This is a genomic window from Serinicoccus sediminis, assembly GCF_004153545.1.
In the GTDB taxonomy this organism is placed as follows: domain Bacteria; phylum Actinomycetota; class Actinomycetes; order Actinomycetales; family Dermatophilaceae; genus Ornithinicoccus; species Ornithinicoccus sediminis_A.
In genome coordinates, this window is the sequence record NZ_SDVA01000005.1 from 188,560 (window position 1) to 210,127 (window position 21,568).

A 21,568-nucleotide genomic window follows, 5' to 3' on the forward strand; every position below is an offset into this window, starting at 1 on the left:
ACTCCCACGGGACGCTCGTGGCGGCCGAGGTGACCGGTGGGCACGGCTGACGGCGACGCCGCAGGTCAGACCTGGTACTACTCTCCGGTATGCCATCACACCGTCGTGCGGGTCCGCGCGACTTCACGCCCACGCCACTGGTGACCACCGTCCTGCGGTCCGTCGTCCTGGCGCTCGTCCTCCTGGTCGCGCAGCCCGTCGGGCCGGCCCACGCCACGCACGACGACTACGGGCCGGGTGAGGTCGTCCTGCACGACGAGCCCGGCAGCCGCGACCGGGTCACGGTCGTCTTCCCCGAGGAGCTCTCGCACGCGGACGCCGAGGCGCGGGTGCGCGAGCATGCCGCCGCCCGTGAGCTGAACATCCAGGACCTGGAGGTCGTCGACAACCACGGGCCCGACACCGTGCGCGTCCAGGTCACGACGCCGGTCGGCGAGGCCAGCGGCCTGCGCTCCACCGTGCCGGCGGCCGCGGCGGAGCTCTGGGGCGACCTGTCCGAGAGCGGCGAGGTGCATCTGTCGCTGCCGCGCGGCGCGACGGTCGACGGTGCTCCGCAGCGCCAGGCGGGTGACCTCCACATGAAGGGCGAGGACGTCACCTGGTCCCTGCCCTGGTGGGTCGCGGCACTGCCTGTCCTGACCGCCCTGGGGCTGCCCCTCCTGGTCTACCTGCTCCTGCGGACGTATGCCCGCCGGCAGGTGTCGAGTGCGGAGGACCGGACCGCGCGGGTGCACCGGCTCCGCGTCGCGGCGACGGTGGCGATGCTGGCCGCGGTCGGGGGTGCGGTCGCCGGGTCGCTCCTCGGCGGTCGTGACGGGGCGGTGCTGCTGCTGGCTCTCGTCGCGCCGGGCGCCCCTGCCTGGCTGGGGGTCGTCGCGGGCGTGGCCCTCACGCTCCTGCCGTTCGTCCTGGTGGTCGTGGCGATCCTCCTCGCCGTGGTCCCGGCCGACCGTGAGCTGCGCGACACCGAGCAGACCACGAGCGGAGCCTTCCGCGAGACCGGCCGGGCGCTGCTCGTGTTCGGCGTGCTGGGAGCCGTGGTGGGGGGCCTCGGCGGGACGGTCATGGCCTGGGACGCCCGGGCCTACCTCGTCTTCCTGCCGGTGATGATCCTGGCCATCGGCATCGTCGGCCCGATGCTCACGAGCCGGATGATGCGGACCCGCCAGCTGCCCGAGCCGCAGCACTCGATGCTGCGCACCTGGCTCGAGCAGCACGACCTCCGGGTGCGGGACCTGCGCCTCATCGACACCCGCGGCGGCAAGGTGGTCAACGCCGCCATCAGCGGGGTGCTGCCGCGGCTGCGCTACGTCTTCGTCACCGACCACGCCCTGGAGGTGCTGAGCGAGCAGGAGCTCGAGGCGGTGATCGCCCACGAGGCGGGCCATGGCAAGGGCCACCACCTGCTCCTCAAGGCCGCGGTGATCGCGCTGCCGGTCGTCGCGGTGCTGGCGGCGGCATGGCTGGGTCGGGACCACCTCGAGAGCGTGCTCGAGGCGGTTCCGCTGTGGGCGGTCCTGGCCGTGGTGTGCGCCGTGCCCCCGCTGCTCGTCCTCGTCCTGCAGGGGGTCGTCGGCATCGCCCTGGAGAAGCGGGCGGACGACTACGCCGCGCGGACCGTCGGGGCCGAGCAGCTGGCCGCTGCGCTGGAGACCATGGCCGAGGCCAACGTGATGAAGCGTCGGACCGGCTGGCTGTGGAACCTGCTGCAGCAGCACCCGGGACTGGAGGGCCGGATCGAACGCCTCCGGGCCGCCGCGACGACCCGGGCTGGCACCGGGAGCTGACGTCAGGAGCGGGCCAGCAGGTCCAGCAGCTCCTGGAAGGCGGCGAGGGAGTGCCCGGCGACCAGGTCGTCCACGTGCGGGAGCGCCGCGACGATGCCCGCCTGGACCGGGGCGTACCCGTCCTTGCCGCGGTGCGGGTTGACCCACACGACGCGGTGCGCCAGCGAGCGCAGGCGCCGCAGCTGCTCGCCGAGCAGCTCGGGGGACTGCCGCTCCCACCCGTCGCTCAGGACGACGACGACCGCGCCGCGGGCCATGCCGCGCCTCCCCCAGCGCCGCAGGAAGACGTCGACCGCCTCGCCCAGCCGGGTGCCGCCCGACCAGTCCGGGACCGCCTCACCGGCCGCGAGCAGGGCCCGGTCCGGGTCCCGCTCGCGCAGCGCGCGGGTGACGTGGGTGAGACGGGTCCCAACGGTGAAGACCTCGGTGGTGTGCGGCGCCGCCTGCACGACGCGGTGGGCGAGGCGCAGCAGGCTGTCGGCGTAGGAGGTCATCGAGCCCGAGACGTCGACGAGGAGGACGACCCGTCGGCGACGGATCGCCCTGTCACGCAGCCGGATGCGGGTCGGCTCGCCGAGGTTGCGCAGATGCGCCCGCACGGTCGCGCGCCCGTCGACCTCACCCCGTCGCGACCGGGTATGCCGTCGTGCCGGCCGGGTGGGCGGCCGCGCCGTCAGCGTGGAGAACTGCCGGCGCACGGCGGCCCGGTCCGCCGGTGACAGACCGGCGACGTCCCGGTGCCGCAGCACCTCCTGCGCCGACGCGGTGACCCGCACGACGTCGTCCCGCGTCTGCTCCTCCCCCTGCCCCGAGGGCTCCTCCAGCGAGGCCTGCACCGTCGTCGGCGCGGGGGGCTCGTCCCGGCTGACGGCGTGCATCGGCCGGCCGCCGAACCAGCCGTCGAAGACCCGGTCGAACGGCTCCAGGTCGGCCGGAGAGGCCGTCAGCGTCGACCGCCCGGCCCAGTAGATCCGCTCCCTGCTCCCCAGACCCGTTGCCGCACAGGCGGACAAGAAGGTCCGCTCACGATCCGCGGTGACCGGCAGGCCAGCCGCTCGGCACGCCCGGGCGAAACCGCCGAGCGTCTGCCCGGCGCTCCACCCCTCGACCTGGGTCACGGCATACCCCTCAGCGGGTGAGCATCCGGTCCAGCGCGACCCGGACCCGCTCGGCGTCCTCGCGGTACTTCACCGCGGCGCCCATCGTGGCGGCGGCGACCTCGGGGTCGAGACGGCTGCGGCCGAGCGCGGTCAGCGCCCGCGCCCAGTCCAGCGTCTCGGCCACGCCGGGCGGCTTGACCATGGCGTCGTCGGCCCGCAGCTGCTGCACCAGGGTGACCACCTCCCGGGCCAGCGTCCCCTCCACCTCGGGCAGCCGGGCGCGGACGATCTCCAGCTCGCGCTCCAGCCCGGGGTGCTCGATCCAGTGGTAGAGGCAGCGCCGCTTGAGCGCGTCGTGCAGCTCGCGGGTGCGGTTGGAGGTGAGCACGACGAAGGGCGGGGTGTCCGCGGCGACCACCCCCAGCTCGGGGATGCTGACCGACCAGGTCGAGAGGACCTCGAGCAGGAAGGCCTCGAACTCGTCGTCCGCCCGGTCGATCTCGTCCACCAGGAGCACGCACGGGGCCTCGCGCAGGGCTCTCAGCACCGGCCGCGCCTGCAGGAAGCGCTCGTCGAAGAGCTCGGCCTCCAGCGCCTCCACCCCGGCACCGTCCGACGCGTCCCGGGCGAGCGCCTCCACGGCCCGCAGGTGCAGGATCTGGCGCGGGAAGTCCCAGTCGTAGAGCGCCTGGCTCGCCTCGATCCCCTCGTAGCACTGCAGCCGGACCACCGGCACCCCCTGCAGCTGCGCGACGGCCTCGGCCAGCGCCGTCTTGCCGGTGCCGGGCTCCCCCTCCAGCAGCAGCGGCCGCTGCAGGGTGTGCGCCAGCCATGTCACCGTGGCCAGCCCCTCGTCCGCGAGGTATGCCGTCTCCGCCAGGGCGGCGCGCAGGGTGTCCGGGCTGGCCAGGGCGGGGTGCGGCATACGGGCAGCATCCCTGACGGGCCCGGTGTTGTCCACGGCGGGGCGTGGACGCGGCGTACCCTGCTGGCGTGAGCCTCCGCATCGTGCTCGACCCCGGGTCCGCCGCCCCCGTCTTCGAGCAGGTCGTCGACCAGGTCGTGGCGGCGATCCAGGACGCAACCCTGGTGCCCGGCGACCGGCTGCCGCCGGTGCGCCAGCTCGCCGCCGACCTGCACATCGCCCCCAACACGGTGGCGAAGGCCTACCGCCGGCTCGAGGAGGAGGGCCACGTCGAGACCCGCGGCCGCGGCGGCACGCTGGTGCGGGGCGACCTCGAGCCGGGCACCCCGGTCCGGGAGGCGGCCGACGAGCTGGCGCACCAGGCGCGCTCGGCGGGCCTGGACCTGTCGCAGGCGATCGGCCTGCTGCGCCGCAGCTGGTGACGACGCCGGTGGGTGACCTGCCCCTCTCGGCCCGGCTGGTGCGCACCTAGAGGTCGGGCAGGTGGAGCCACTCCTGCCAGGTGATGTCCCGACCGACGAGGCGCGGGCTGGACAGGGGCCAGTCCTGCTCCAGCCACCGCGGGACGAACGCGTCGAGCGCGCTCTCCTCCGCCGTCCCCACCCACGGGTCGGCCACCCACCAGGACACCTCGGCGTCGGCCCCCGCCTTCTCCGGCGGGTCGACGTAGACGCAGCCCACGATCTGGGTCTCCCCCTCGTCGAGGACGGCGTAGTTGAACGACTCGTGCCGCTCCATCTCCTCGGCGTGCCGCTGCAGGTCGGCGCGGTCCTGCTCGGCCGTCATGTCGGGCGGTGGCCAGCCCCAGGCGGGCCCGAAGATGGCGAAGAGCCGTTCCTGGCTCCCCATGACGGCGACCATGTCGATCTCGGTGTCGTCCGGGCTGATGGGCCGCAGGTGCAGGTGGGTCCCCGGGAGGTCGACCCTCCCCGGGTGCCGGAAGTCCGCCGGTAGCCAGTCGCTCATCGCTGCTCCTCGGGTCGGTCGACGTCGGTGCCCTGCGCCAGGTCTCCGCACTCGACGAGCTCGGGACGGGCCCTGCGCAGGTAGGCCCGGGCGCCCTGGTCGCCCCGCGCGCCGGTGAGCACATCCTGCCAGTGCTCCTGCCCGAGGAGCACCGGATGACCCGCGACCCCCTGGTATGCCGCGCGCGCCAGGGCCGAGGGCCGCGCCCCGGACGCGAGCAGCCGGCGGACGACGTCGCTGCCCACGTCGGGGAGGTCCACGAGGTGGACGACCGCGACCAGCGGCACGGTGCGGCCGCGGGAGACGAGGGACATGAGGCCGGCGCGCAGCGACTCGCCCATGCCCTGCTCCCAGGTGCCGCAGGAGGTGGCGCGCACCCGCGGGTCGCCCCCGAAGGCGTCGGCGAGGCGCTGCTCGACCTGTCCCGCCTCCGCGCCGGTCACCACGAGCACGTCGCCGCAGCCGCCGTCGAGCAACGTCCTGGTCGAGCTGACCACCCACGGGTCCCCGTCGGTGCTCGCCAGCGCCTTCGGCCCGCCGAACCGCCGGCCGGCCCCCCCGGCGAGCAGCAGACCGGTGACGCGTGCCGTCGGGGTACCCATGCGGGCCAGTGTGTCAGGGGGCCGGGGCATGATGGGTGCATGAGCATCGTGGTCGACCTGGCCGAGCTGGCGGAGGCGCTGGGGCGGCACCCCACGGCCTACCTGCTGCTGGCCGGTGACGAGCGGCCGCACGTCGGCGAGGTGGAGGTATCGATGCGGGGGGACGTCCTCGTCGTCGCCGCCCCGGGCCGCACGGCGCGCCGGGTGCTCCCCCAGCGCCCGTCGGTGACGCTGCTGCTCCCGCCGACCGAGTCGGGGGGATACGCCCTCGTCGTGGACGGCGAGGCGACCCTGGCCGGTGACGAGCTGCATGTCGAGCCCAGCCACGCCGTCCTGCACCGGCGACCGCGCCCCGGCTCGCCGCCGTCGGCGACCGGGTGCGGCAACGACTGCCAGCCGCTCTCGTGAGCGCGGCGCCGACCGAGGTCGTGGGTGCGACGTTCCTCGACGAGGACTGGTACGCCGTCGAGCTGAGCGGCCGCTCCTGGCGGGACTGCGTGTTCCGCGAGGTCGACCTCACCGAGGCGGTGACCTCGGGCTGCCGCTTCGTCGACTGCACCTTCGACCGGTGCCGGCTCAACGCCTCGGTGCACCGGCACACGTCGTTCACCGCGTGCACCTTCACCGACACCTCGCTCTTCGACGCCACCCTGGAGGGCTGCCGGCTCGACGGCAGCAGCTTCTCCGGGTGCGACCTGCGGCCGCTGACCGTGACGGGCGGCTCGTGGTGGGGGGTGACGCTGCGGGGTGCGGACCTGCGCGACCAGGATCTCTCCGGGCTCCGGCTCACCGAGGCCGACCTCGCCGGCGCCGACCTGCGCACCGCCTCGCTGCGCGGAGCCGACCTGTCCGGCGCGGTCCTGCGGGGCGCCCGGGCCGAGGGAGCCGACCTGCGCGAGGCGAACCTCCTCGGGGCCGACCTCTCCGACGCGACGCTGCGCGGCGCCCGGATCGACCTGGCCGGCGCCCTCGCCGTGGCCGAGTCCCTCGGCGCGGTCGTCGAGACCTGACCACCCCTTCCCTGCGACCGACCCCACGGCATACCCGGACCCCAGGAGCGACCTATGGCCCTCATCCGCTGCGACTTCTTCTCCGACGCGCTCGAGCTGTCGACGTCGATGTCGGTGATCCTGCCGCAACGGGTGCGGACCCGGATCGGCACCGACGAGCCGCCGCCCAGCGACGAGGCGCCGCCGGTGCTCTACCTGCTGCACGGGCTGAGCGACGACGACACCATCTGGTCGCGGCGCACCTCGATCGAGCGGTATGCCGAGGCCCTCGGGCTCGCGGTCGTCATGCCCGCGGTGCACCGCAGCTTCTACACCGACATGCGGCACGGCGGGCGCTACTGGACCTTCGTCTCCGAGGAGCTGCCGGAGATCGTCGCCCAGCTGTTCCGGGTGTCCACCGACCGGGAGCGCACCTTCGTCGCGGGGCTGTCGATGGGCGGCTACGGCGCGCTGCAGCTGGCGCTGCGCCGGCCCGAACGGTTCGCCGCGGCGGCCTCGCTGTCCGGTGCGCTGGACCTCGACGCCCTGCGGGCGCGCGGAGACCGCGACGAGACGCTGCGCCTGGTCCTGGGTGACGAGCCGGTCCGGGGCACGCAGGGCGACCTGTCCCACCTGCTGGCCGAGGCGGACGTCGACGCCCTGCCGCGGCTGTTCGTGGCCTGCGGCACCCAGGACGTGCTCGTCGGCCAGTCCCACCGGTTCGTCGAGCAGGCCACCGCCCGGGGCGTCGCCGTGACCCAGAGCTACGCGTCCGCCGACCACACCTGGGACTACTGGGACGAGGTCGTCCAGGAGGTGCTGGCCTGGCTGCCGCTCGACAGCGGCACCGCGGCCTGAGCCACGTCTCGACCACCGCGGGGACGTGAGGGGCCCCGACGGGATTCATCCGTCCCCTCCCCCGAGGGGCCCTGGGTCATGACGGCCCGCGACGGGCGCCGTTGACGAACGACCAGCCGAGAGGCAGGAGCGACGCTGCCATCAGGAGCCGTCCGATCACCTCGTCGGAGGAGTGCAGGATGGCCCCGGCGAGGAGGAGGGCGGTGAAGACGACCACCGACGTCAGCCGCGTCACCGACCGTTCTACCCGGGCCACCTGCGCGGTCAGCGCCGGGGTCCGGACTGCCAGCTCGCCACGCTCGGCCCGGGTCAGGAACCGGTCCACCCGCCCCGGCAGCACCAGCGCCAGCCGGCCGAGGGCCAAGGCCTCCTCGACCACGGTCTGGGGCAGGCCCTGCCGTTCCTCCTCCAGCAGCCGACGCGCGTAGGGGGTGATGGTGCCCCAGGCGTCGAACTCGGGGTCCAGTCCGGTGCAGATGCCGGACAGGATGCCCATCGACCTGCCCAGCAGCAGGAGGTTCTCCGGAACCTGGAACGGCAGCTCGCGCAGCAGCTCTCGGAACTGCAGGCCGAAGCGCACCAGGTCCTCCGGCGGGATCTGCTGGAGCTCGTCGATCCGCAGGCCACCGAAGCGGTCGAAGACCTGTTCGGCGGCGGACTCGACGAGGGAGAGGTCGGCCCCGGGGAGCAGCAGGTCCAGCCGGGTCAACCCGGCGACGAAGCGGGTCGCGTCCCGCAGGCCCACCGCGACCAGGATCTCGCGCAGTCCGGCGCGCAGCTCCTCGGGGATGTGACCGACCATGCCGAAGTCGATGAACGTCAGGGTCCATTCGGGGGCGTCGTCCGGCGCGGCGCTGCGCCGGGGGGTGACGAAGAGGTTCCCGGGGTGCGGATCGGCATGGAAGAAGGCGTCGGTGAAGATCTGCTGCAGAAAGGTCTGCGCCAGCACCTGGGCCACCTCGCTGCGGTCGATCCCCGCCGCAGAGATGGCGGCGGTGTCCGCCAGCTTGATGGCCGAGACGTCCTCCAGGGTGAGCACCCGGCGGCTGCTGAGCTCCCACACCACGACGGGCACGCGCACCCTGGGGTCGGACGCGAAGTTGTCGGCGAAAGTCTCTGCGTTGAGCGCCTCGGCGACGTAGTCGACCTCCTGCAGGGTGGTGGTGGCGAACTCCTCGACCAGCGCCGTCACGTCCGCACGCCGCCGGATGGGCCGGTAGCGTGCCATCCAGCCACCGACCCGCCGCAGCGCCGCCAGGTCGACCTCGATGACCTGCTGGATGTGCGGGCGCTGCACCTTGACCACGACGTCCTCGAAACCCAGGTCCGCGGCCTCGGCCGGCCGTAGCCGAGCCCGGTGCACCTGCCCCAGCGAGGCCGCGGCCAGCGGCGTCTCCTCGAACCACGCGAAGCGCTCGTCGACCGGCCGGTTCAGCCCGGACCCGGCCACGGCCTTGACGGCGGCTACGTCCTCGGCAGGGACCTCGTCCTGCAGCCCCGCCAGCTCCTGGGTCACCTCGGGAGGAAGCACGTCCAGCCGCGCCGACAAGAACTGCCCGACCTTGATCATGAGGCCGCCCATGGACACGGCCAACGCCCGGAACCGCACGGCCGCGCGACGTGCCCGCTCGATCCGGGTGCGATCGGAGAGCCGGCCCAGGCCCACGCGACGTAGCACGATCTCCCACCAGACGAAGCCCAGCGTCACCCGCCCGAAGAAGAAGACGATGCGCCAGTACCGGGCACGTAGGTCTGCTGTCCTCATCGGGCCTCCGGGCGGGTCGGGGGACGGTGTGCGCCGGCGGCGACCATCTCAGCCTGCCCCACCGCCGCGGCCCGCGCGCGCCGGGGTCCTCCGGGAATCATCCGACCCGGTGAGTCCCTGGGCCATCTCGGGCCGACATCGAGGACGTCGTGCGACGGATATCCGCCGCCCGGCGATGAGTCCGGGGCGTGGACCGGGTCAGGACCTGCATGAGCATCGTCGAAGACCTCTACTCCGTCACCGTCGTCGTCGAGGACCAGGACCGCGCCCTGGCGTTCTACCGCGATGTCCTGGGCTGCCGGGTACGCATGGACGTCGAGCCGTTCCCCGGTTCCCGGCTGCTCGAGGTGGTGCCGCCGGGATCCGCGGTCGGCATCGCGCTCCTGACCCGTGACGGCGGACTCCCCCTGGGCGTGCGCTACTGGACCGACGACGCCGACCGTGCGCACCAGGAGCTGCGCGCGGTCGGCGTCGAGCCCAGCGGCGACGTGCTGCGCCTGGACGGCATGCCGCCGATGTTCACCCTCACCGACCCCGACGGCAACACCGTCGTCGTGCTGGAACGGGAGCCTCAGTAGGACGTCGTCGCGCCAGGCCGACGGCGCCCGAGCTCAGCGCCGCATGGGGAGGTGGCTCATCTCCTCGCCCACCGGGAGGATGCCGCGCATCGCGCGACGGACCGCGCAGACGACGGACTGAGGGTCGGCGTCCTTGAGCACGAACCCGAAGGCACCGGCGGCCATGGCGGCCTTGACCAGACGCTGCTCGGCGAAGGCGGTGAGCATGACCACCCTGGCCTCGGGCCAGTCCGACAGGATGTGCCGGGTGGCCTCGACGCCGTCCATGAGCGGCATCGCGATGTCCATGAGGACGATGTCCGGCCGCTGCTGCAGCACCACCTCCGCCCCGACCACGCCGTCCGATCCCTCGCCGCACACCTGCAGGTCCGGCTCCGCACCCAGGGCGGCCGACAGCCCCGCCCGGATCATCGGGTGGTCGTCGACGAGGACGATCCGCGCCGCCGGTCCGACCAGCGGTGCGCAGGCTCCTCGTGCGATGACCTCAGCGTCCATACCTCAGCCTAGGCGTGGCGGCCTTGCGCGGACCTTGCGCGGACCACCTCGGCCTCAGGACAGCACACGATCAGGCCGGAACCGGACGACGAGCTCCGCTCCTCCAGCGGGCGCGTCCTGCAGGTGAAGGTCGCCGTCGACGTCGGAGACGGCCTCCCCCAGGAGCGACAGCCCGAAGTGCTGGTCCTGGGAGCCATCCGACCGGTGGACGCCTGCACCCCGTCCGAGACCGATCCCGTCGTCGCGCACGGTCACGCGGACGTACGGCGGCTCCTCGGCGACCTCGATGACGGCGTGGTGGGCGTGGCTGTGCCGGAGCACGTTGCGTGCCCCCTCGCGAGCGACCCGGTAGACCAGTGAACGGGCCGAGAGGCTGAGGTGCTCCAGCTGCGGATCGAGGCGCACCTCGGTAGGCACGTCCTGGTCCTCCATCCGGGCGGCGAGGGCTTCCAGCGCCTCCAGCAGACCCTCGCCGCGCAGGTCGACCGGCCTGATGTCGGCGATCATGTCGCGGATGGTCGCGATGTTCCGCTGCACGGCCGACTGGATCTGGGCCAGCATCCCTCGGGCGTGCTCGTTCTCGGGCATCTCCCGGCCGAGCATCGGCAGGAGGTAGCCGACGCCGGACAGGTCCTGGACGACGCTGTCGTGCATGACCTCGCTGAGCCGGCGTCGCTCGATCCGTGAGGCCTGCAGGGCGTGTCGGGTCAGGCGTGCGCGATCGCGCTCGACCCGTCTCGCCGTCGACAGGGTGAGGGGCAGGATGAGCGCGGCGAAGAGCAGCAGCGAGCCCAGCGTCGTCGGCAGCAGCATGCGCATGACCTGTGCCTGGCTGTCGCGCAGATGGGCCGTGGGCCAGTACCACTCCATGACGAACGCGTCCCCGTCCGCGCCCCGGCCCGAGGCGTAGACCTCGAGCACCAGCTCTCCCTGCTCCCCCCCGGCGTGGGTCTCGCGGGAGAAGTGCGAGACGGCCTCGTCCCCGCCGACGATGGCGCGCACGTCGGCGTCGAGGGTCTCGGTCCTCCCGACGGCGTCGGGGTCCGCCGACCAGAGGACGCGCCCGGCCGGGTCGTACACCACGGCATGGCTGATCGAGTCGTCGAGCAACCGGTTCCCGAGGTCCTGCACCACCGCGCTGTCGCTCATGTCAGCCATCGTGGAGCTGTCCATCGCGGGCGCGGCGATGACCCGGGTGAAGGTGAGCGTGCGGACCTCGGCCTCCCGGGTGGCGATCGCCCTGGCCACGGCGTTGGACGTCACCACCGTCAGGAGCGAGACCACGACGAGGGTGATACCACCCAGCAGGAGGAAGCGGGTCATCGCCTGCCGGACCACCGACCGGTCACCGTCCGAGGCTCCCGTGGCTCCCGAGGCGGCACGCGGAGGGTGCCGGCTCACCGCGGGCCCACCCGCAGCAGTCCACGCTCCACGGCCGCCGAGACGGCGGTGCGTGGGGAGTCAGCCCCGAGGGCCTCGAGCACCGACCGCACCCGCCGCCGTGCGCGGTCCTGGTCCAGGCGCAGCTCGCGCGCCACGCCCTCCTCGTCGAGACCGGCCGCGAGGAGCCGCAGCACCTCGGCATCCTGCGGGTCGAGACCTGCCGCGGCCAGACGGTCCGCCGGCTGCCGCACCGTCGGGATGCCCGGCCCGCTGACGAAGGAGCCACGGACCGCACTGCGGATCAGGTCGAGGAGGACCTCGACCTGGCCGTCCTTGGCGACGAGCCCACTGGCCCCGGCGTCCGCGGCGCGTCGGGCCAGCCGGGAGTCGGCGAAGGCGGTCAGGACGATGACCCGCGTGCGGGGGAGCTCGGCGAGCAGCTCGCGCGCCACCCCGATGCCGTCGCCGTCGCCGAGACGCACGTCCATGACGACCACGTCGGGGATCGTCTCGCGGGCCGTGCGCAGGGCGGTGGCGGCGTCGTGGGCGACCCCCACGCACACGAGGTCCGGTTCGGCGGAGACGGACGAGGCGAGCAGCTGTGCGACGAGCTGGTGGTCGTCGCACAGCAGCACCGTCTGCTCCCCCCGGCCCATGGTCAGCCCCGCGACCCGGCCGGCACCCCGGGTCGGCCCCACCGGGTCAGCGCTGCCGAGGCGGCCGCTGCCAGCTCGGCGTCGAGCGTGGGGGCCCGCACCCCCGGTGCCAGGTCCAGCGCCTGGCGCAGCAGCTGCAGCAGCAGACGGAGGTGCTCCGCGTCCGTCCCGTCGTCGCCCGTCAGGCCTTCGTCCCGCAGGATGGTGAGGTAGAGCTCGCGCGCCTCCGGGCCGGGCCGCTCCCCGAGCTCGTCCAGGAGCAGGTCCTGCAGCCGCAGGAACTCACGGATCGCCTCGGCGCGCCGCCCCGCCCACCAGTAGGCCCGCATCAGCTGCACCGCCGCCTCCTCCGAGACCGGCCGCGCGGTGAGGGCGCGGTTGGCGGCGGTCACGCCGAGCGCGGTGTCGCCTACGACCAGGGCGGCCCGGGACGCCCGGAGACAGAGGTCGTACTCCGTGCGTGCCCATTCCTGACGGGCGTCCTCGGCCCATGGGGCGTAGGGCTCGTCCACCAGCAGCGGGGCGGACGCGAGGTCGAGTGCGGCGGTGGCGCTGGCCACGGCTGCCGCGGCGGGCTCCTCGGCCGACCGGGCGGCCAGGTCGCGCGCCACCTGAAGGTCGACGCTGACCCGGGCAGGGTCCAGCACGTAGCCGGACGGTGTGGTCCCCAGCGCCGACGACCGTCCGGGGCCGAGCCCGGCCCGGCGGCGGAGCACGCAGACGTCGCTGTCGAGGGTCTGCTGGAAGGTGCGCGGTGGGTGGCCCTCCCAGAGCGTCTCGGCGAGCCGGTCCTTGGCCACCGGTCTCCCGGGATGCAGGGCCAGGAGGGCGAGGATGCGGCCATGCTTGCCCGGCAGGTGCACCCGCGCGCCGTCCGCCGCGACGACCCGGGTGGGTCCGAACACCCTGATGCTCACCACCGCCGTCATCGGCAGCTCCCTCCTGCTGGCTGCACGTCACGGGTGCAGGTAAAGAAAGAGTAAAGGTCCTGCGGGGCGCCCGTACAGGACTTCTCCCCCAGAGAGAGCAGGGCGGGGCCAGATACCTCCGGGCGCATGCCGTTCTCGAGGCAGGGCGAGGGCCGTGGTCCGACCACCGACGGACCACGGCCCTCTTCAGCCCGGGAGCTGGGCTGCTCTGGCTGCTACTGCCGCTGGAAGGTCGCGACCGTCGAGCCACCGCGGGTCGACTGGACGAGGACCTGGGTCGCGGTCCCCGGGTTGACCCCGCCGCGGACCCGCACCGACCAGTCACCCGGGGCGCCCGCGGTGACCGGTGCGCTGACCAGGCTCTCACCGACGAGGGCACCACGGCTGCCGTCGGCGTTGCGCAGGTAGACCCTCACCGTGTTGACCGAGGTGACCGATGCCGTGCCCTCGACCCGCCACTCGGCCTTCCCGGCGCGGTACTGAGCCGAGGAGACCGTCAGGACGTCGGCGACCTGGCTGACGCTGACCTGCGTGGTCGCCGTGGCCCCGTCGGCGTTGGCCACCGTCAGCTCGAAGGTGAGCGGCTCGGTGGTGGAGGGCATGGTGAAGGAGAAGGACGACGCCGACGGGTCGAGGCTCACCGGTGTGCCGCCGGTCTGGGTCCAGGCGTAGCTGGTGGCGTTCTGGCTCCCCGTCCCCGAGACGGTCACCCGTTGCCCGACCATGGCCGAGGTGGGTGTCGCGGTGGCGGTGGCCACCGGGGCCGGAGCGGGCGGGTGCTCGGTGAGCAGCTCGATGACGAAGGGCTCGGTGGTGCTGCTCTGGCCGGCGGGGCCGGTCGCGGTGAGGGTGAACGTCAGCGTGCCGCCCTCCTCCGGGGCCGTGAAGGAGACCTCCTGCGACGAGGAGCCGGTGACGCCGACGTCGACCCCGTCGGTCTGCTCCCAGTGCAGGCTCGCGGCGTTCAGCGAGGCGCTGGTCAGGGTGACCTCGTCACCCGAGACCACCTGGGTCGGGCCGGAGATGGCCGCGATCGTGGGCGCGCGCTCCCCCGCCGGACCACCCCTCACCGACACGCCAGCGGTGTCCTCACCGCCACCGGTGGAGCTGACCCGCACGGTGACCGGTGGAGCGCTGGTCTCCACGGTCGCCCTGCCGTCCGACAGCTCGACCGGGTCGCCGAGCCCGGTGAGCGTCAGCGTGGGCGGGTCCACCTCGTCGGTCGAGAAGGCCTCGACGGTCAGGGTGTCCGAGTCGGTGTCGTAGACCGCGTCGGTGATCACGACGCCGTCGGTGACCGGCAGCGACCGGGACGCATCCGGTTCGTCGGTCTCGTTCGTGAAGGTGACGGTGCGGGGCACCGACGTCCCCAGCGGGACCCGGCCGAAGTAGCGGCCACCGTCGCCGTCGAGCGTGGTCCTGGTCAGGCCGTTGCCGGAGAGGGTCACCGACGCGAAGGCGGCGGTGCCGGCGTGGACGTCGAGGTAGCTGCCGTCCTCGGTCTCCACCAGGATCGCCGCCTGAGGGTCGATACCGGTGTTCGTCGACACCTTGCCCATGACCGTGAACTGGTCGGTCGAGGCCACCTCGACCCTCTCCCCCGTGTCGAGCACCTGCTCGACCCGGAAGTAGTTGGTGTCGTAGGGGCTGCCCGTGACGGAGGTCAGCGCGCCGGGGTCACCGACGTAGGTGCCCTGGTCGGTCGTCACCAGCCCGCCGGTCGAGACGAGGAAGGGGTTGATGCGTGACCGCAGCGCCAGGCCGAAGTTGCCGGGTGAGGGGGTGATGTCCTCGACGTAGCGGAAGTCGTCGAAGTCGGACGAGGTCACCGTGAAGGTGTCCTCGCCGTAGGGGTGGGTCACGACGTAGGTGCCCGGCCCCGGGAAGTCGATGTCGAAGCGCTGCCGGCCGAAGACCACCTGGTCACCGTCGACCGCCGACTCGCCGGCCATCGTCGCCTCCAGGCCGCTCGTCAGGATCGCGCTGCCTCCCCCCGGCATGTCCAGGCTCGCGCCGGCCAGGAAGTAGAAGGACTCCAGCGGCCAGTTGTCCGGGAAGCTGACCGGGGCGTCTGGGTCGGGCATCTCCCCGCGCAGGAACGCAGGGTCGCAGTAGGGGTCCTCGATGTCGAGACACTGCTGCAGGCGCAGACCGGTGCTGTCCTCGTAGTAGGTCGGGTATCCGTGCTCGCCGCTGATCGGGCCGAAGGCGTCGAGCTGGGTGGGGTTGGGCCGCGTCACCTCGGCGATGGCGGCACCGGCGCCGGTGGCCAGCAAGGCGGTCGCGGCCACCGCCGAGACGAGGCGTCGACGCCCCTCACGAGGGGCACGGGGCAGTCGCCGGGTCTGCGGCGACGGCGGGACTGGGTGGGTGGTCATGGTCGGTCTCCTTCGAGGGATGACGGGTGGTGCCAGGTCGATGAGGTCGCGCCTGCGGCGGCGGGGGCGTTCAGGGGGCGATCACCCGCCCCCTGACGGCGTCGACGGGGATCGGTCCGTAGGTCCGGGAGTCGATCGAGTCGAAGCGGTTGTCACCCAGGACGAACAGCTGGTCCTCCCCGACGACCACCGGCCCGAAGAAGACCCCGTCGAGGGTCGCGAGGTCGACGTAGGGCTCGTGCACGGGCTCGCCGTTCACCTGCAGGACCGCGTCCTCGATGCGCACGGTGTCGCCCTCGGTCCCGACCACCCGCTTGATGACCGGACCGTCCGCGCTGTCGAAGAGCACGAGGTCCTGGCGGCCGGGGTCCTGCCACGTCAGGGAGACCCGCTCCACCAGGACGGTGGACCCCTCGGGAAGAGTCGGCGCCATCGAGTCGGACACCACCTCGAACGGCGTCACCACCCAGGTGCGCACCGCCAGGACGGCCGTCAGGACGCCCAGGAAGGCCAGGGCCCACCGCAGACTCGGACGAGACGTACGTGGACGGGGCTGAGGGGGCGCACCGGCCCCGGTGGTCGTCGGGAGGACGCTCACAGCTGCTCCGGGAAGGTGTCCAGGGCCGGCCGTGCCGCCGTGATGGGGTCGTGCGGGTCAGGTGCCCCCGCGGCCAGGCCTACCCGGAACTGGCCCATCATGTCGTGGTCCTCGTGCGGCAGGTTGTGGCAGTGGACCATGTAGCGGCCCGGGCGGTCGAAGCGCATGAGCACCCGCACCTTCTCGTCCGGTCCGACGTAGGCGACGTCCTTCGGGCCGCGCTCCCAGGCGTACGGAGCCTTGCCGTTGCGGCTGACGATCTGGAAGTCGACCAGGTGGATGTGCAGGGGGTGGAACCACCCACCGGAGCTGGTGTGCAGGTCCCACATCTCCACCGCGTGCAGGCCCGGATCGGCCAGCACCGAGGTGTAGCCGCTGGCGACGACGTCCTGCCACGTCGTGCCGTTGATGTTCCAGACATTGGTGAGGTCGCTCTTCTTGAGCTCCAGGTACCTCGTCCTGACGCTCTGCGCGGGGGTCAGGCTCATCGTGTCGCTCGGCACCAGGGTGGTCGGGATCGTCCTCCACGTGGGGTCACTGGTGTCGACGGGGTCGTCGACCACCTTGAAGGCCATGATCTTGCCGGTGTGGTCGAAGTCGACGTTCTTGGGGTTGGAGGAGTTGAGGAGGTTGACCTGCGTGCCCGCGGCATACCGGCTGAAGTCGACGAGGAACTCGTAGCGCTCCGCCGGCGCGTGCCGCCATGTCGTCACCGACTGGGTCCTCGGCATCAGACCGCCGTCGGTGGCGACCATGTGCACCGCGTCACCGGTGCTCAGGTAGGGCCGGTACGAGCGGGAGATGGACGCGTTGAGCACCCGGAAGCGGTAGACGCGCCGCTTGACCTTCATCACCGGCCAGGGCTGTCCGTTGACGAGGACGATGTCACCCCACAGCCCGGAGTGGTCCTTGTCGTCGAAGCGGGCCGTTCCGTCGGCCTCGAACATGATGTCGCTGAGCGTCATGGGCACGTCGAACTCGCCCTGCGGGAGCAGCGCCCGCTCCGCCTCGTCCTTGATGTGGTACTGCGCGGCCAGACCGGAGTAGACGTTGCGGGTCGTCAGGTGGGTGGCGTGGTCGTGGTACCAGATGGTCCGGGCCGGCTGGTCGTTCTCGTAGACGTAGTCCTTGTAGTAGCCGGGGATCGTCCTGTCGTCGGCGTAGCCGTCGTACTCCGGCAACGACGCGTGACCGTGCAGGTGGGTCGACAGCACGAGCCCGCTCGGGTGCGAGTGCTCCTGGTCCTCCGGGTGCTGCACGCCGTAGAGCTTGTTGCGCACCCGCAGGTGCACCCGGGTGCCACGCTCGACCGAGATGGTGGGGCCGGGCACGGAGCCGTCGTAGCCGATGACCGGTGTCGTCAGGGTGGGCAGGATCTGCGCGGTGCCGACGCGGGCCGACACGGCGTACCTCTCCACCCGGACGCCGTCCTCCACGGCGACCTCGTAGGGCGCCAGCGTCGGCAACGGCCGGAAGGTCGCGCGGTAGGGGCGGGGGAAGTTGCGGTCCGACAGGCCGCTCGCGCTCTTGGTCAGCACCTCGTTGCCGAGGGGGCGGGTCAGCCCGGTGTAGCCCATGACTCCCAGCGCGCCGAGCCCGGTGGCCGTCAGGACGCTTCGTCGTGTCATGTCCATGATGTCTCTTCCTCTGTCGTGCTCAGGGTCGGCTGCTGGTGTCGCGTCCGGGCAGCGACAGGGGGTCACGGGCCCGTCACCGGCAGGACACCCTCGACTGTGTCGCGAGGCCCTTGCGCCAACCTTGTGCAGCGGGCGAGACCGCCCCGAGAAGGGCCTCGTGCCCCTCGACCCCGGCCGTCCGACCGCCCTACGATGCGGCTGTCAGGTCGGCCCTCCCGGGCCGGCCGCCTTCACCGCGGAGGGTCCCGTGGACCGACGTGCGCCAGCTCTCGCACCGCCCCGGCCGGACGGGGGGGATGCCGTCCTGCCCCGGGTCCGGGTCCTGGGAGGGACGGCTCTCGCCGTCCTGGTGGGCGCGGTGGTGACGGCGGTCTGGGTCACGGGTGCCTCCCGGCCCCCCGCTCTCGCCGACCCCGGTGCGGTGGTCCGCTGGGGCCTGCCGGCGGTCACCGGCCTGAGCCGGGGCGCTGCCGCTCTGACCGTAGGTGCCTTGCTCCTGTGCGTGGCGGTGGTGTCTCCCGGCGCCCACCCCACGGTGTGGCGCCGGCTGCGGCGGCTCGCCGTCGTGGCCGCGAGCCTCTGGACGGCGCTGCAGGCGGCACTGCTGGTCCTCACCTTCAGCGACGTGCTGGGCGGTGCCCGCCTGGTCGCTCCGGCCGAGCAGATCCCGGCCTTCCTGGACCTGGGCACCACCCGGTCCCTGGTCGCGGCGACGGTCCTCACGGCCCTGGTCGCCGTCGCCGCGCTGGTGGCCCGCCACCCCGGGGAGACGATGGTCGGTCTGCTGCTGGCCGCAGCCGCCCTGCTCCAGCTGGCCGGGGTCGGGCACACCGGCGGCTCGTCCGCCCACGGAGCCGCCGTGCTCGGCCTGTGGCTGCACACGCTCGCCGCGTGCGTCTGGGTGGGCGGCCTCACCGTCCTGCTTCTCGTCGTGGCCCCTGGACTCCGGCACGAGGAGGTCACCGACGACGGTGGTGACGGGTCGAGGACGGGCCTGGCGACCGCCGCCCACCGGTACTCCACCGTGGCGGCCTGGGCCTTCACGGTGCTCGTCCTCTCCGGCGCGCTCAGCCTGCTGCTGCGTCTCGACGCGCCGGCCGAGGTCCTCACGACCCCCTGGGGGCGGTTGGTCGCCGTCAAGGTGGTGCTGCTCGCGCTGCTGGGGCTCATGGGTGCCGCGCATCGACGGCATACCCTGCCCCGGCTGTCCCACGGCAGGCCGGGCGCCTTCGGTCGGCTCGCGGCCGCGGAGCTGCTCCTCATGGCCTGCGTGCTCGGGCTGTCGTCCGCCCTGGCTCGTACCCGGCCGCCGCACGCCGACACCGCGACGAGCGACCCGGCCGTCGCGCTGACCGGGTATGCCGCGCCTCCCGCCCCCTCGGTCCTCGCCGCGGTGACCGAGGTCCGGCTGGAACCGGTGACCCTGCTGCTCGCCGGTGCGGCGCTCCTGGTCTACCTCCGGTGGGTCCGGCGGTCGTCCAGGCTGGGGGTCTCCTGGCCGCGGCACCGGACCGTCGCAGCCCTGGTCGGCGCCACCGGCTTCGTCTGGGCCACCAACGGTGGTCTGGCGGTCTACGGGTCGGTGCAGCTCAGCGTCCAGCTGGCCCAGCAGCTGACCCTCCTCGCGGTCCTCCCGATGTCCTACGTCGTCGCCGCCCCGGTGACGCTGGGTCTCCTGGTGCTGCCCAGGCGCACCGACGGCTCGCTCGGACCCCGCGAGTGGCTGGATCGGGTGAGGACGAGCCCCGCCACCGAGCTCCTCACCCGCCCGGGCGTGGCCGGCCTGCACGCGGGCGCCACCCTCGCCGTCCTCACTCTCACCCGGGTGCGGCAGCTGGTGCTCACCAGCGATGTCGCCGACGTCCTCGCGCTGCTCTACCTGAGCGCCGTCGGCACCCTCCTCGCGGTGGCGCTGACCAGGTCGGAGGCCGGCAAGGCGACCCGGCCACGGACCCGCATCCTGCTGGTCCTGCTGCCCTTCCTGGCGGTGTGCCTGCTGCTCGGGGTCCGGCTGCGCACCAGCGTCGTCCTGGTCGAACCCTGGTTCTACGCCCGCCTCGCCCTGCCCTGGGTGGCCAACCCGCTCGTCGACCAGCGGGCCGCGGGCACCGTCGTCCTGGTCCTGGCAGCAGGCTCCGCCCTCCTGCTGTGCTGGTTCGCCGCGGCCCGGGCCGGGGCCGCCCGGTCCACGGTGCCCGAGCGTCGGTCGGCGGGCGACCCCCAGGACACCGAAGACCCCCCGGACCGTGGGGTCCGGGGGGTCTCGAGGTCCGTCGAAGGACGACGTGTCCGGAGGGGGACTTGAACCCCCACGCCCGTTAAGGGCACTAGCACCTCAAGCTAGCGCGTCTGCCATTCCGCCACCCGGACAAGGGTGTTGTTGCGACACCTGTGGGAAGTGCGCAACGACCGTCAAGGCTAGCACGCTCCCGGGGCGCACCACGCCATCCGGGGGCGGGGCCGCACGCTCAGGAAGGAGCCTCCCGCCAGTCCGGCGGATCCGCCTGGTGCAGGGCCGGGTCGTCCTCCCGGAAGCTGCGGACCGGCCCCGGCGGGGTGCGCGGGCCCTCGAACCGGACGGTCACCACGCCACGCCCGCTCCCCCACACCCAGCCCGGGCCGTGCTCGTCGTGCCGCACGTCCTGACCGGTCCGCCATCCCGGCTGCAGGCGACCGGCGACCGGCCGGTCGTCGTCGGCGGCGGCCTCTGCTCCACGGGGCTCCGCCACGAGCCCGGCGTCCGGCACGCCGACCGCGTCGGGGAGCTCGGCGCCACCGGCCGACGGGTATGCCGTGTCCAGCATGAGCTCCTCCTGCGCGTGCGCGGTGAGGCCGGCGACGCCGAGCCCCAGCAGCCGGAGGCCGCTCGTGACGTCGACCGAACCCAGCAGCCGCCTGCCCTCGCGCAGGATGACCGCGGCGTCGCCCGTCGCGAAGGGCAGTGTGCCCGAGCGCGTCTGGGTGGTGAAGTCGTGCTGGCGGGCCTTCACCGTGATGGTGCGGGCGAACACACCGGCCTTCTCGAGCCGTCGGGCCAGCCCCTGCGCCATGCGGTCCAGCTCGGACTCCAGCTCGGCCCGGTCGACCACGTCCTTCTCGAAGGTCTCCTCGTTGGAGATCGACTTCGCCTCGCGCTCGACGACGACCGGGCGGTCGTCCTCGGCCTGCGCGAGCCGGTGCAGGGCGGCGCCCTGGGCGGTCCCGAAGATCGAGACCAGGTCCGGCTCGGACATCCGGGCGAGGTCGGCGACCGTGTCGACGCCGAACCCGTGCAGCCGAGCGCCGGTCGCCGGGCCGATGCCGGGGATCGCCCGCACCGACAGGGCGTGCAGCACCGCGAGCTCCTCCCCCGGCCGCACCACGGTCACCCCGCCCGGCTTGTCCATCTCGCTGGCCAGCTTGGCCATCATCTTGCTGGGCGCCAGACCGACCGAGGCGGTCAGCCCGCCCGTCTCCGCGGTGATCTCGGCGAGGAGGTCACGGCACCACCCCCCGAGGTCCGGGTCCTCCCAGCCGATCGGGCCCGCCGGCGGAGTGAGATCGACATACGCCTCGTCGACCGACACCTGCTCCACGAGCGCCGAGCGGCTGCGCAGCAGGCCCATGACGACCTCCGACGACGCGCGGTAAGCCGTGAACCGCCCGGAGAGGAACGCCGTGCCGGCAGGGCAGCGGCGTCGGGCCTCGATGGTCGGCATCGCAGAGCGGGCACCGTAGCGGCGCGCCTCGTAGGACGCGGTGGCCACCACGCCCCGGCCGCCGAGCCCGCCGACGATGACCGGGCGCCCGCGCAGCGAGGGCTTGTCGCGCTGCTCCACGGCCGCGAAGAACGCGTCGAGGTCGAGGTGCATGATGCACCGACGTCCCTCGCTCGCCATGGTGTCCACTGTGCCACGGGCGGACAGCGCCACCGGGCACCGCG

At 73.3% G+C, this 21,568-nt stretch carries 20 protein-coding genes and 1 tRNA gene; 7 read left to right on the top strand and 14 right to left on the bottom strand.

Features of this window, described 5'->3' with window-relative positions:
* Nucleotides 1–140 precede the first annotated feature (140 nt).
* Nucleotides 141–1,787: a M48 family metalloprotease gene (locus tag EUS26_RS06825; RefSeq protein ID WP_130012476.1), complete on the top strand. Its 1,647-nt coding sequence runs from the start codon at nucleotides 141–143 to the stop codon at nucleotides 1,785–1,787.
* Nucleotides 1,788–1,789: 2 nt separating this feature from the next.
* Here EUS26_RS06825 and EUS26_RS06830 read toward each other — a convergent pair whose 3' ends face one another.
* Both EUS26_RS06830 and EUS26_RS06835 read right to left on the bottom strand, forming a co-directional pair.
* Nucleotides 1,790–2,905 carry a vWA domain-containing protein gene (locus EUS26_RS06830; RefSeq protein WP_130012478.1) on the bottom strand — a complete coding sequence of 372 codons (1,116 nt, stop codon included), beginning with the start codon at nucleotides 2,903–2,905 and terminating at the stop codon, nucleotides 1,790–1,792.
* 10 nt (nucleotides 2,906–2,915) lie between these two features.
* Nucleotides 2,916–3,812, bottom strand: coding sequence for an AAA family ATPase (locus EUS26_RS06835; protein ID WP_130012480.1), 897 nt, complete (start codon nucleotides 3,810–3,812; stop codon nucleotides 2,916–2,918).
* Between the two features lie 68 nt (nucleotides 3,813–3,880).
* Here EUS26_RS06835 and EUS26_RS06840 point away from each other — a divergent pair, with 68 nt between their 5' ends.
* Complete coding sequence (locus EUS26_RS06840; protein WP_130012482.1) at nucleotides 3,881–4,234, top strand: GntR family transcriptional regulator; 354 nt, start codon at nucleotides 3,881–3,883, stop codon at nucleotides 4,232–4,234.
* 46 nt (nucleotides 4,235–4,280) lie between these two features.
* Here EUS26_RS06840 and EUS26_RS06845 read toward each other — a convergent pair whose 3' ends face one another.
* Nucleotides 4,281–4,778: a GNAT family N-acetyltransferase gene (locus EUS26_RS06845; protein ID WP_130012484.1), complete on the bottom strand. Its 498-nt coding sequence runs from the start codon at nucleotides 4,776–4,778 to the stop codon at nucleotides 4,281–4,283.
* The gene (locus EUS26_RS06850) at nucleotides 4,775–5,380 is read right to left on the bottom strand and encodes a nucleotidyltransferase family protein (protein WP_130012486.1); all 606 of its coding nucleotides are present in this window, start codon (nucleotides 5,378–5,380) and stop codon (nucleotides 4,775–4,777) included. The genes EUS26_RS06845 and EUS26_RS06850 overlap by 4 nt, the downstream gene beginning before the upstream one ends.
* A 39-nt stretch (nucleotides 5,381–5,419) precedes the next feature.
* Here EUS26_RS06850 and EUS26_RS06855 point away from each other — a divergent pair, with 39 nt between their 5' ends.
* The 3 genes from EUS26_RS06855 to EUS26_RS06865 are packed head-to-tail and all read left to right on the top strand — an operon-like array spanning nucleotide 5,420 to nucleotide 7,227.
* Entirely contained in the window at nucleotides 5,420–5,788 is a 369-nt protein-coding gene (locus EUS26_RS06855) for a pyridoxamine 5'-phosphate oxidase family protein (protein ID WP_130012487.1), read from the top strand.
* Entirely contained in the window at nucleotides 5,785–6,390 is a 606-nt protein-coding gene (locus tag EUS26_RS06860) for a pentapeptide repeat-containing protein (RefSeq protein ID WP_130012488.1), read from the top strand. Before EUS26_RS06855 ends, EUS26_RS06860 begins: the two co-directional genes overlap by 4 nt.
* 54 nt (nucleotides 6,391–6,444) lie before the next feature.
* Nucleotides 6,445–7,227: an alpha/beta hydrolase gene (locus tag EUS26_RS06865; protein ID WP_130012489.1), complete on the top strand. Its 783-nt coding sequence runs from the start codon at nucleotides 6,445–6,447 to the stop codon at nucleotides 7,225–7,227.
* A 76-nt stretch (nucleotides 7,228–7,303) separates the two neighbouring features.
* Here the strand turns inward: EUS26_RS06865 and EUS26_RS06870 are convergent, their stop codons facing one another.
* Complete coding sequence (locus EUS26_RS06870; protein WP_130012491.1) at nucleotides 7,304–8,992, bottom strand: ABC1 kinase family protein; 1,689 nt, start codon at nucleotides 8,990–8,992, stop codon at nucleotides 7,304–7,306.
* Nucleotides 8,993–9,201: 209 nt separating this feature from the next.
* Here EUS26_RS06870 and EUS26_RS06875 point away from each other — a divergent pair, with 209 nt between their 5' ends.
* Nucleotides 9,202–9,570, top strand: coding sequence for a VOC family protein (locus tag EUS26_RS06875; protein WP_130012493.1), 369 nt, complete (start codon nucleotides 9,202–9,204; stop codon nucleotides 9,568–9,570).
* Nucleotides 9,571–9,603: 33 nt separating this feature from the next.
* Here the strand turns inward: EUS26_RS06875 and EUS26_RS06880 are convergent, their stop codons facing one another.
* The 7 genes from EUS26_RS06880 to EUS26_RS06910 all read right to left on the bottom strand — a co-directional run bounded on the left by EUS26_RS06880 (nucleotide 9,604) and on the right by EUS26_RS06910 (nucleotide 17,637).
* Complete coding sequence (locus EUS26_RS06880) at nucleotides 9,604–10,065, bottom strand: response regulator (protein ID WP_130012495.1); 462 nt, start codon at nucleotides 10,063–10,065, stop codon at nucleotides 9,604–9,606.
* 54 nt (nucleotides 10,066–10,119) lie between these two features.
* Entirely contained in the window at nucleotides 10,120–11,466 is a 1,347-nt protein-coding gene (locus EUS26_RS06885; RefSeq protein ID WP_130012497.1) for a sensor histidine kinase, read from the bottom strand.
* Entirely contained in the window at nucleotides 11,463–12,146 is a 684-nt protein-coding gene (locus tag EUS26_RS06890; protein WP_130012499.1) for a response regulator transcription factor, read from the bottom strand. The genes EUS26_RS06885 and EUS26_RS06890 overlap by 4 nt, the downstream gene beginning before the upstream one ends.
* Nucleotides 12,107–13,021 carry an AfsR/SARP family transcriptional regulator gene (locus EUS26_RS06895; protein ID WP_165368528.1) on the bottom strand — a complete coding sequence of 305 codons (915 nt, stop codon included), beginning with the start codon at nucleotides 13,019–13,021 and terminating at the stop codon, nucleotides 12,107–12,109. Before EUS26_RS06895 ends, EUS26_RS06890 begins: the two co-directional genes overlap by 40 nt.
* Nucleotides 13,022–13,248: 227 nt before the next feature.
* Nucleotides 13,249–15,411, bottom strand: a complete 2,163-nt coding sequence (locus EUS26_RS06900; RefSeq protein WP_130012503.1) for a PKD domain-containing protein — start codon at nucleotides 15,409–15,411, stop codon at nucleotides 13,249–13,251.
* Between the two features lie 70 nt (nucleotides 15,412–15,481).
* On the bottom strand, nucleotides 15,482–16,009 hold the full coding sequence (gene lepB / locus EUS26_RS06905; protein WP_130012504.1) for a signal peptidase I: 528 nt from the start codon (nucleotides 16,007–16,009) through the stop codon (nucleotides 15,482–15,484).
* Entirely contained in the window at nucleotides 16,006–17,637 is a 1,632-nt protein-coding gene (locus EUS26_RS06910) for a multicopper oxidase family protein (RefSeq protein ID WP_238148840.1), read from the bottom strand. Before EUS26_RS06910 ends, lepB begins: the two co-directional genes overlap by 4 nt.
* A 256-nt stretch (nucleotides 17,638–17,893) precedes the next feature.
* Between EUS26_RS06910 and EUS26_RS06915 the strand changes: the two genes are divergently transcribed.
* Nucleotides 17,894–19,951 carry a bifunctional copper resistance protein CopD/cytochrome c oxidase assembly protein gene (locus EUS26_RS06915; protein ID WP_165368530.1) on the top strand — a complete coding sequence of 686 codons (2,058 nt, stop codon included), beginning with the start codon at nucleotides 17,894–17,896 and terminating at the stop codon, nucleotides 19,949–19,951.
* Here the strand turns inward: EUS26_RS06915 and EUS26_RS06920 are convergent.
* Nucleotides 19,933–20,016 (bottom strand) — tRNA-Leu (locus tag EUS26_RS06920). The two genes, EUS26_RS06915 and EUS26_RS06920, sit on opposite strands and share 19 nt — an antisense overlap.
* Nucleotides 20,017–20,114: 98 nt before the next feature.
* A complete protein-coding gene (locus tag EUS26_RS06925; protein ID WP_130012511.1) occupies nucleotides 20,115–21,524 on the bottom strand; it encodes a DNA polymerase IV in 1,410 nt (469 codons plus the stop codon).
* Between the last annotated feature and the right edge of the window lie 44 nt (nucleotides 21,525–21,568).

Coding starts and splice junctions, on each gene's coding strand:
- EUS26_RS06835 (WP_130012480.1), bottom strand. CDS start 3,812: ATGCCGCACCCCGCCCTGGCCAGCCCGGACACCCTGCGCGCCGCCCTG.
- EUS26_RS06845 (WP_130012484.1), bottom strand. CDS start 4,778: ATGAGCGACTGGCTACCGGCGGACTTCCGGCACCCGGGGAGGGTCGAC.
- EUS26_RS06850 (WP_130012486.1), bottom strand. CDS start 5,380: ATGGGTACCCCGACGGCACGCGTCACCGGTCTGCTGCTCGCCGGGGGG.
- EUS26_RS06855 (WP_130012487.1), top strand. CDS start 5,420: ATGAGCATCGTGGTCGACCTGGCCGAGCTGGCGGAGGCGCTGGGGCGG.
- EUS26_RS06865 (WP_130012489.1), top strand. CDS start 6,445: ATGGCCCTCATCCGCTGCGACTTCTTCTCCGACGCGCTCGAGCTGTCG.
- EUS26_RS06870 (WP_130012491.1), bottom strand. CDS start 8,992: ATGAGGACAGCAGACCTACGTGCCCGGTACTGGCGCATCGTCTTCTTC.
- EUS26_RS06875 (WP_130012493.1), top strand. CDS start 9,202: ATGAGCATCGTCGAAGACCTCTACTCCGTCACCGTCGTCGTCGAGGAC.
- EUS26_RS06880 (WP_130012495.1), bottom strand. CDS start 10,065: ATGGACGCTGAGGTCATCGCACGAGGAGCCTGCGCACCGCTGGTCGGA.
- EUS26_RS06900 (WP_130012503.1), bottom strand. CDS start 15,411: ATGACCACCCACCCAGTCCCGCCGTCGCCGCAGACCCGGCGACTGCCC.
- EUS26_RS06910 (WP_238148840.1), bottom strand. CDS start 17,637: ATGACACGACGAAGCGTCCTGACGGCCACCGGGCTCGGCGCGCTGGGA.
- EUS26_RS06925 (WP_130012511.1), bottom strand. CDS start 21,524: ATGGCGAGCGAGGGACGTCGGTGCATCATGCACCTCGACCTCGACGCG.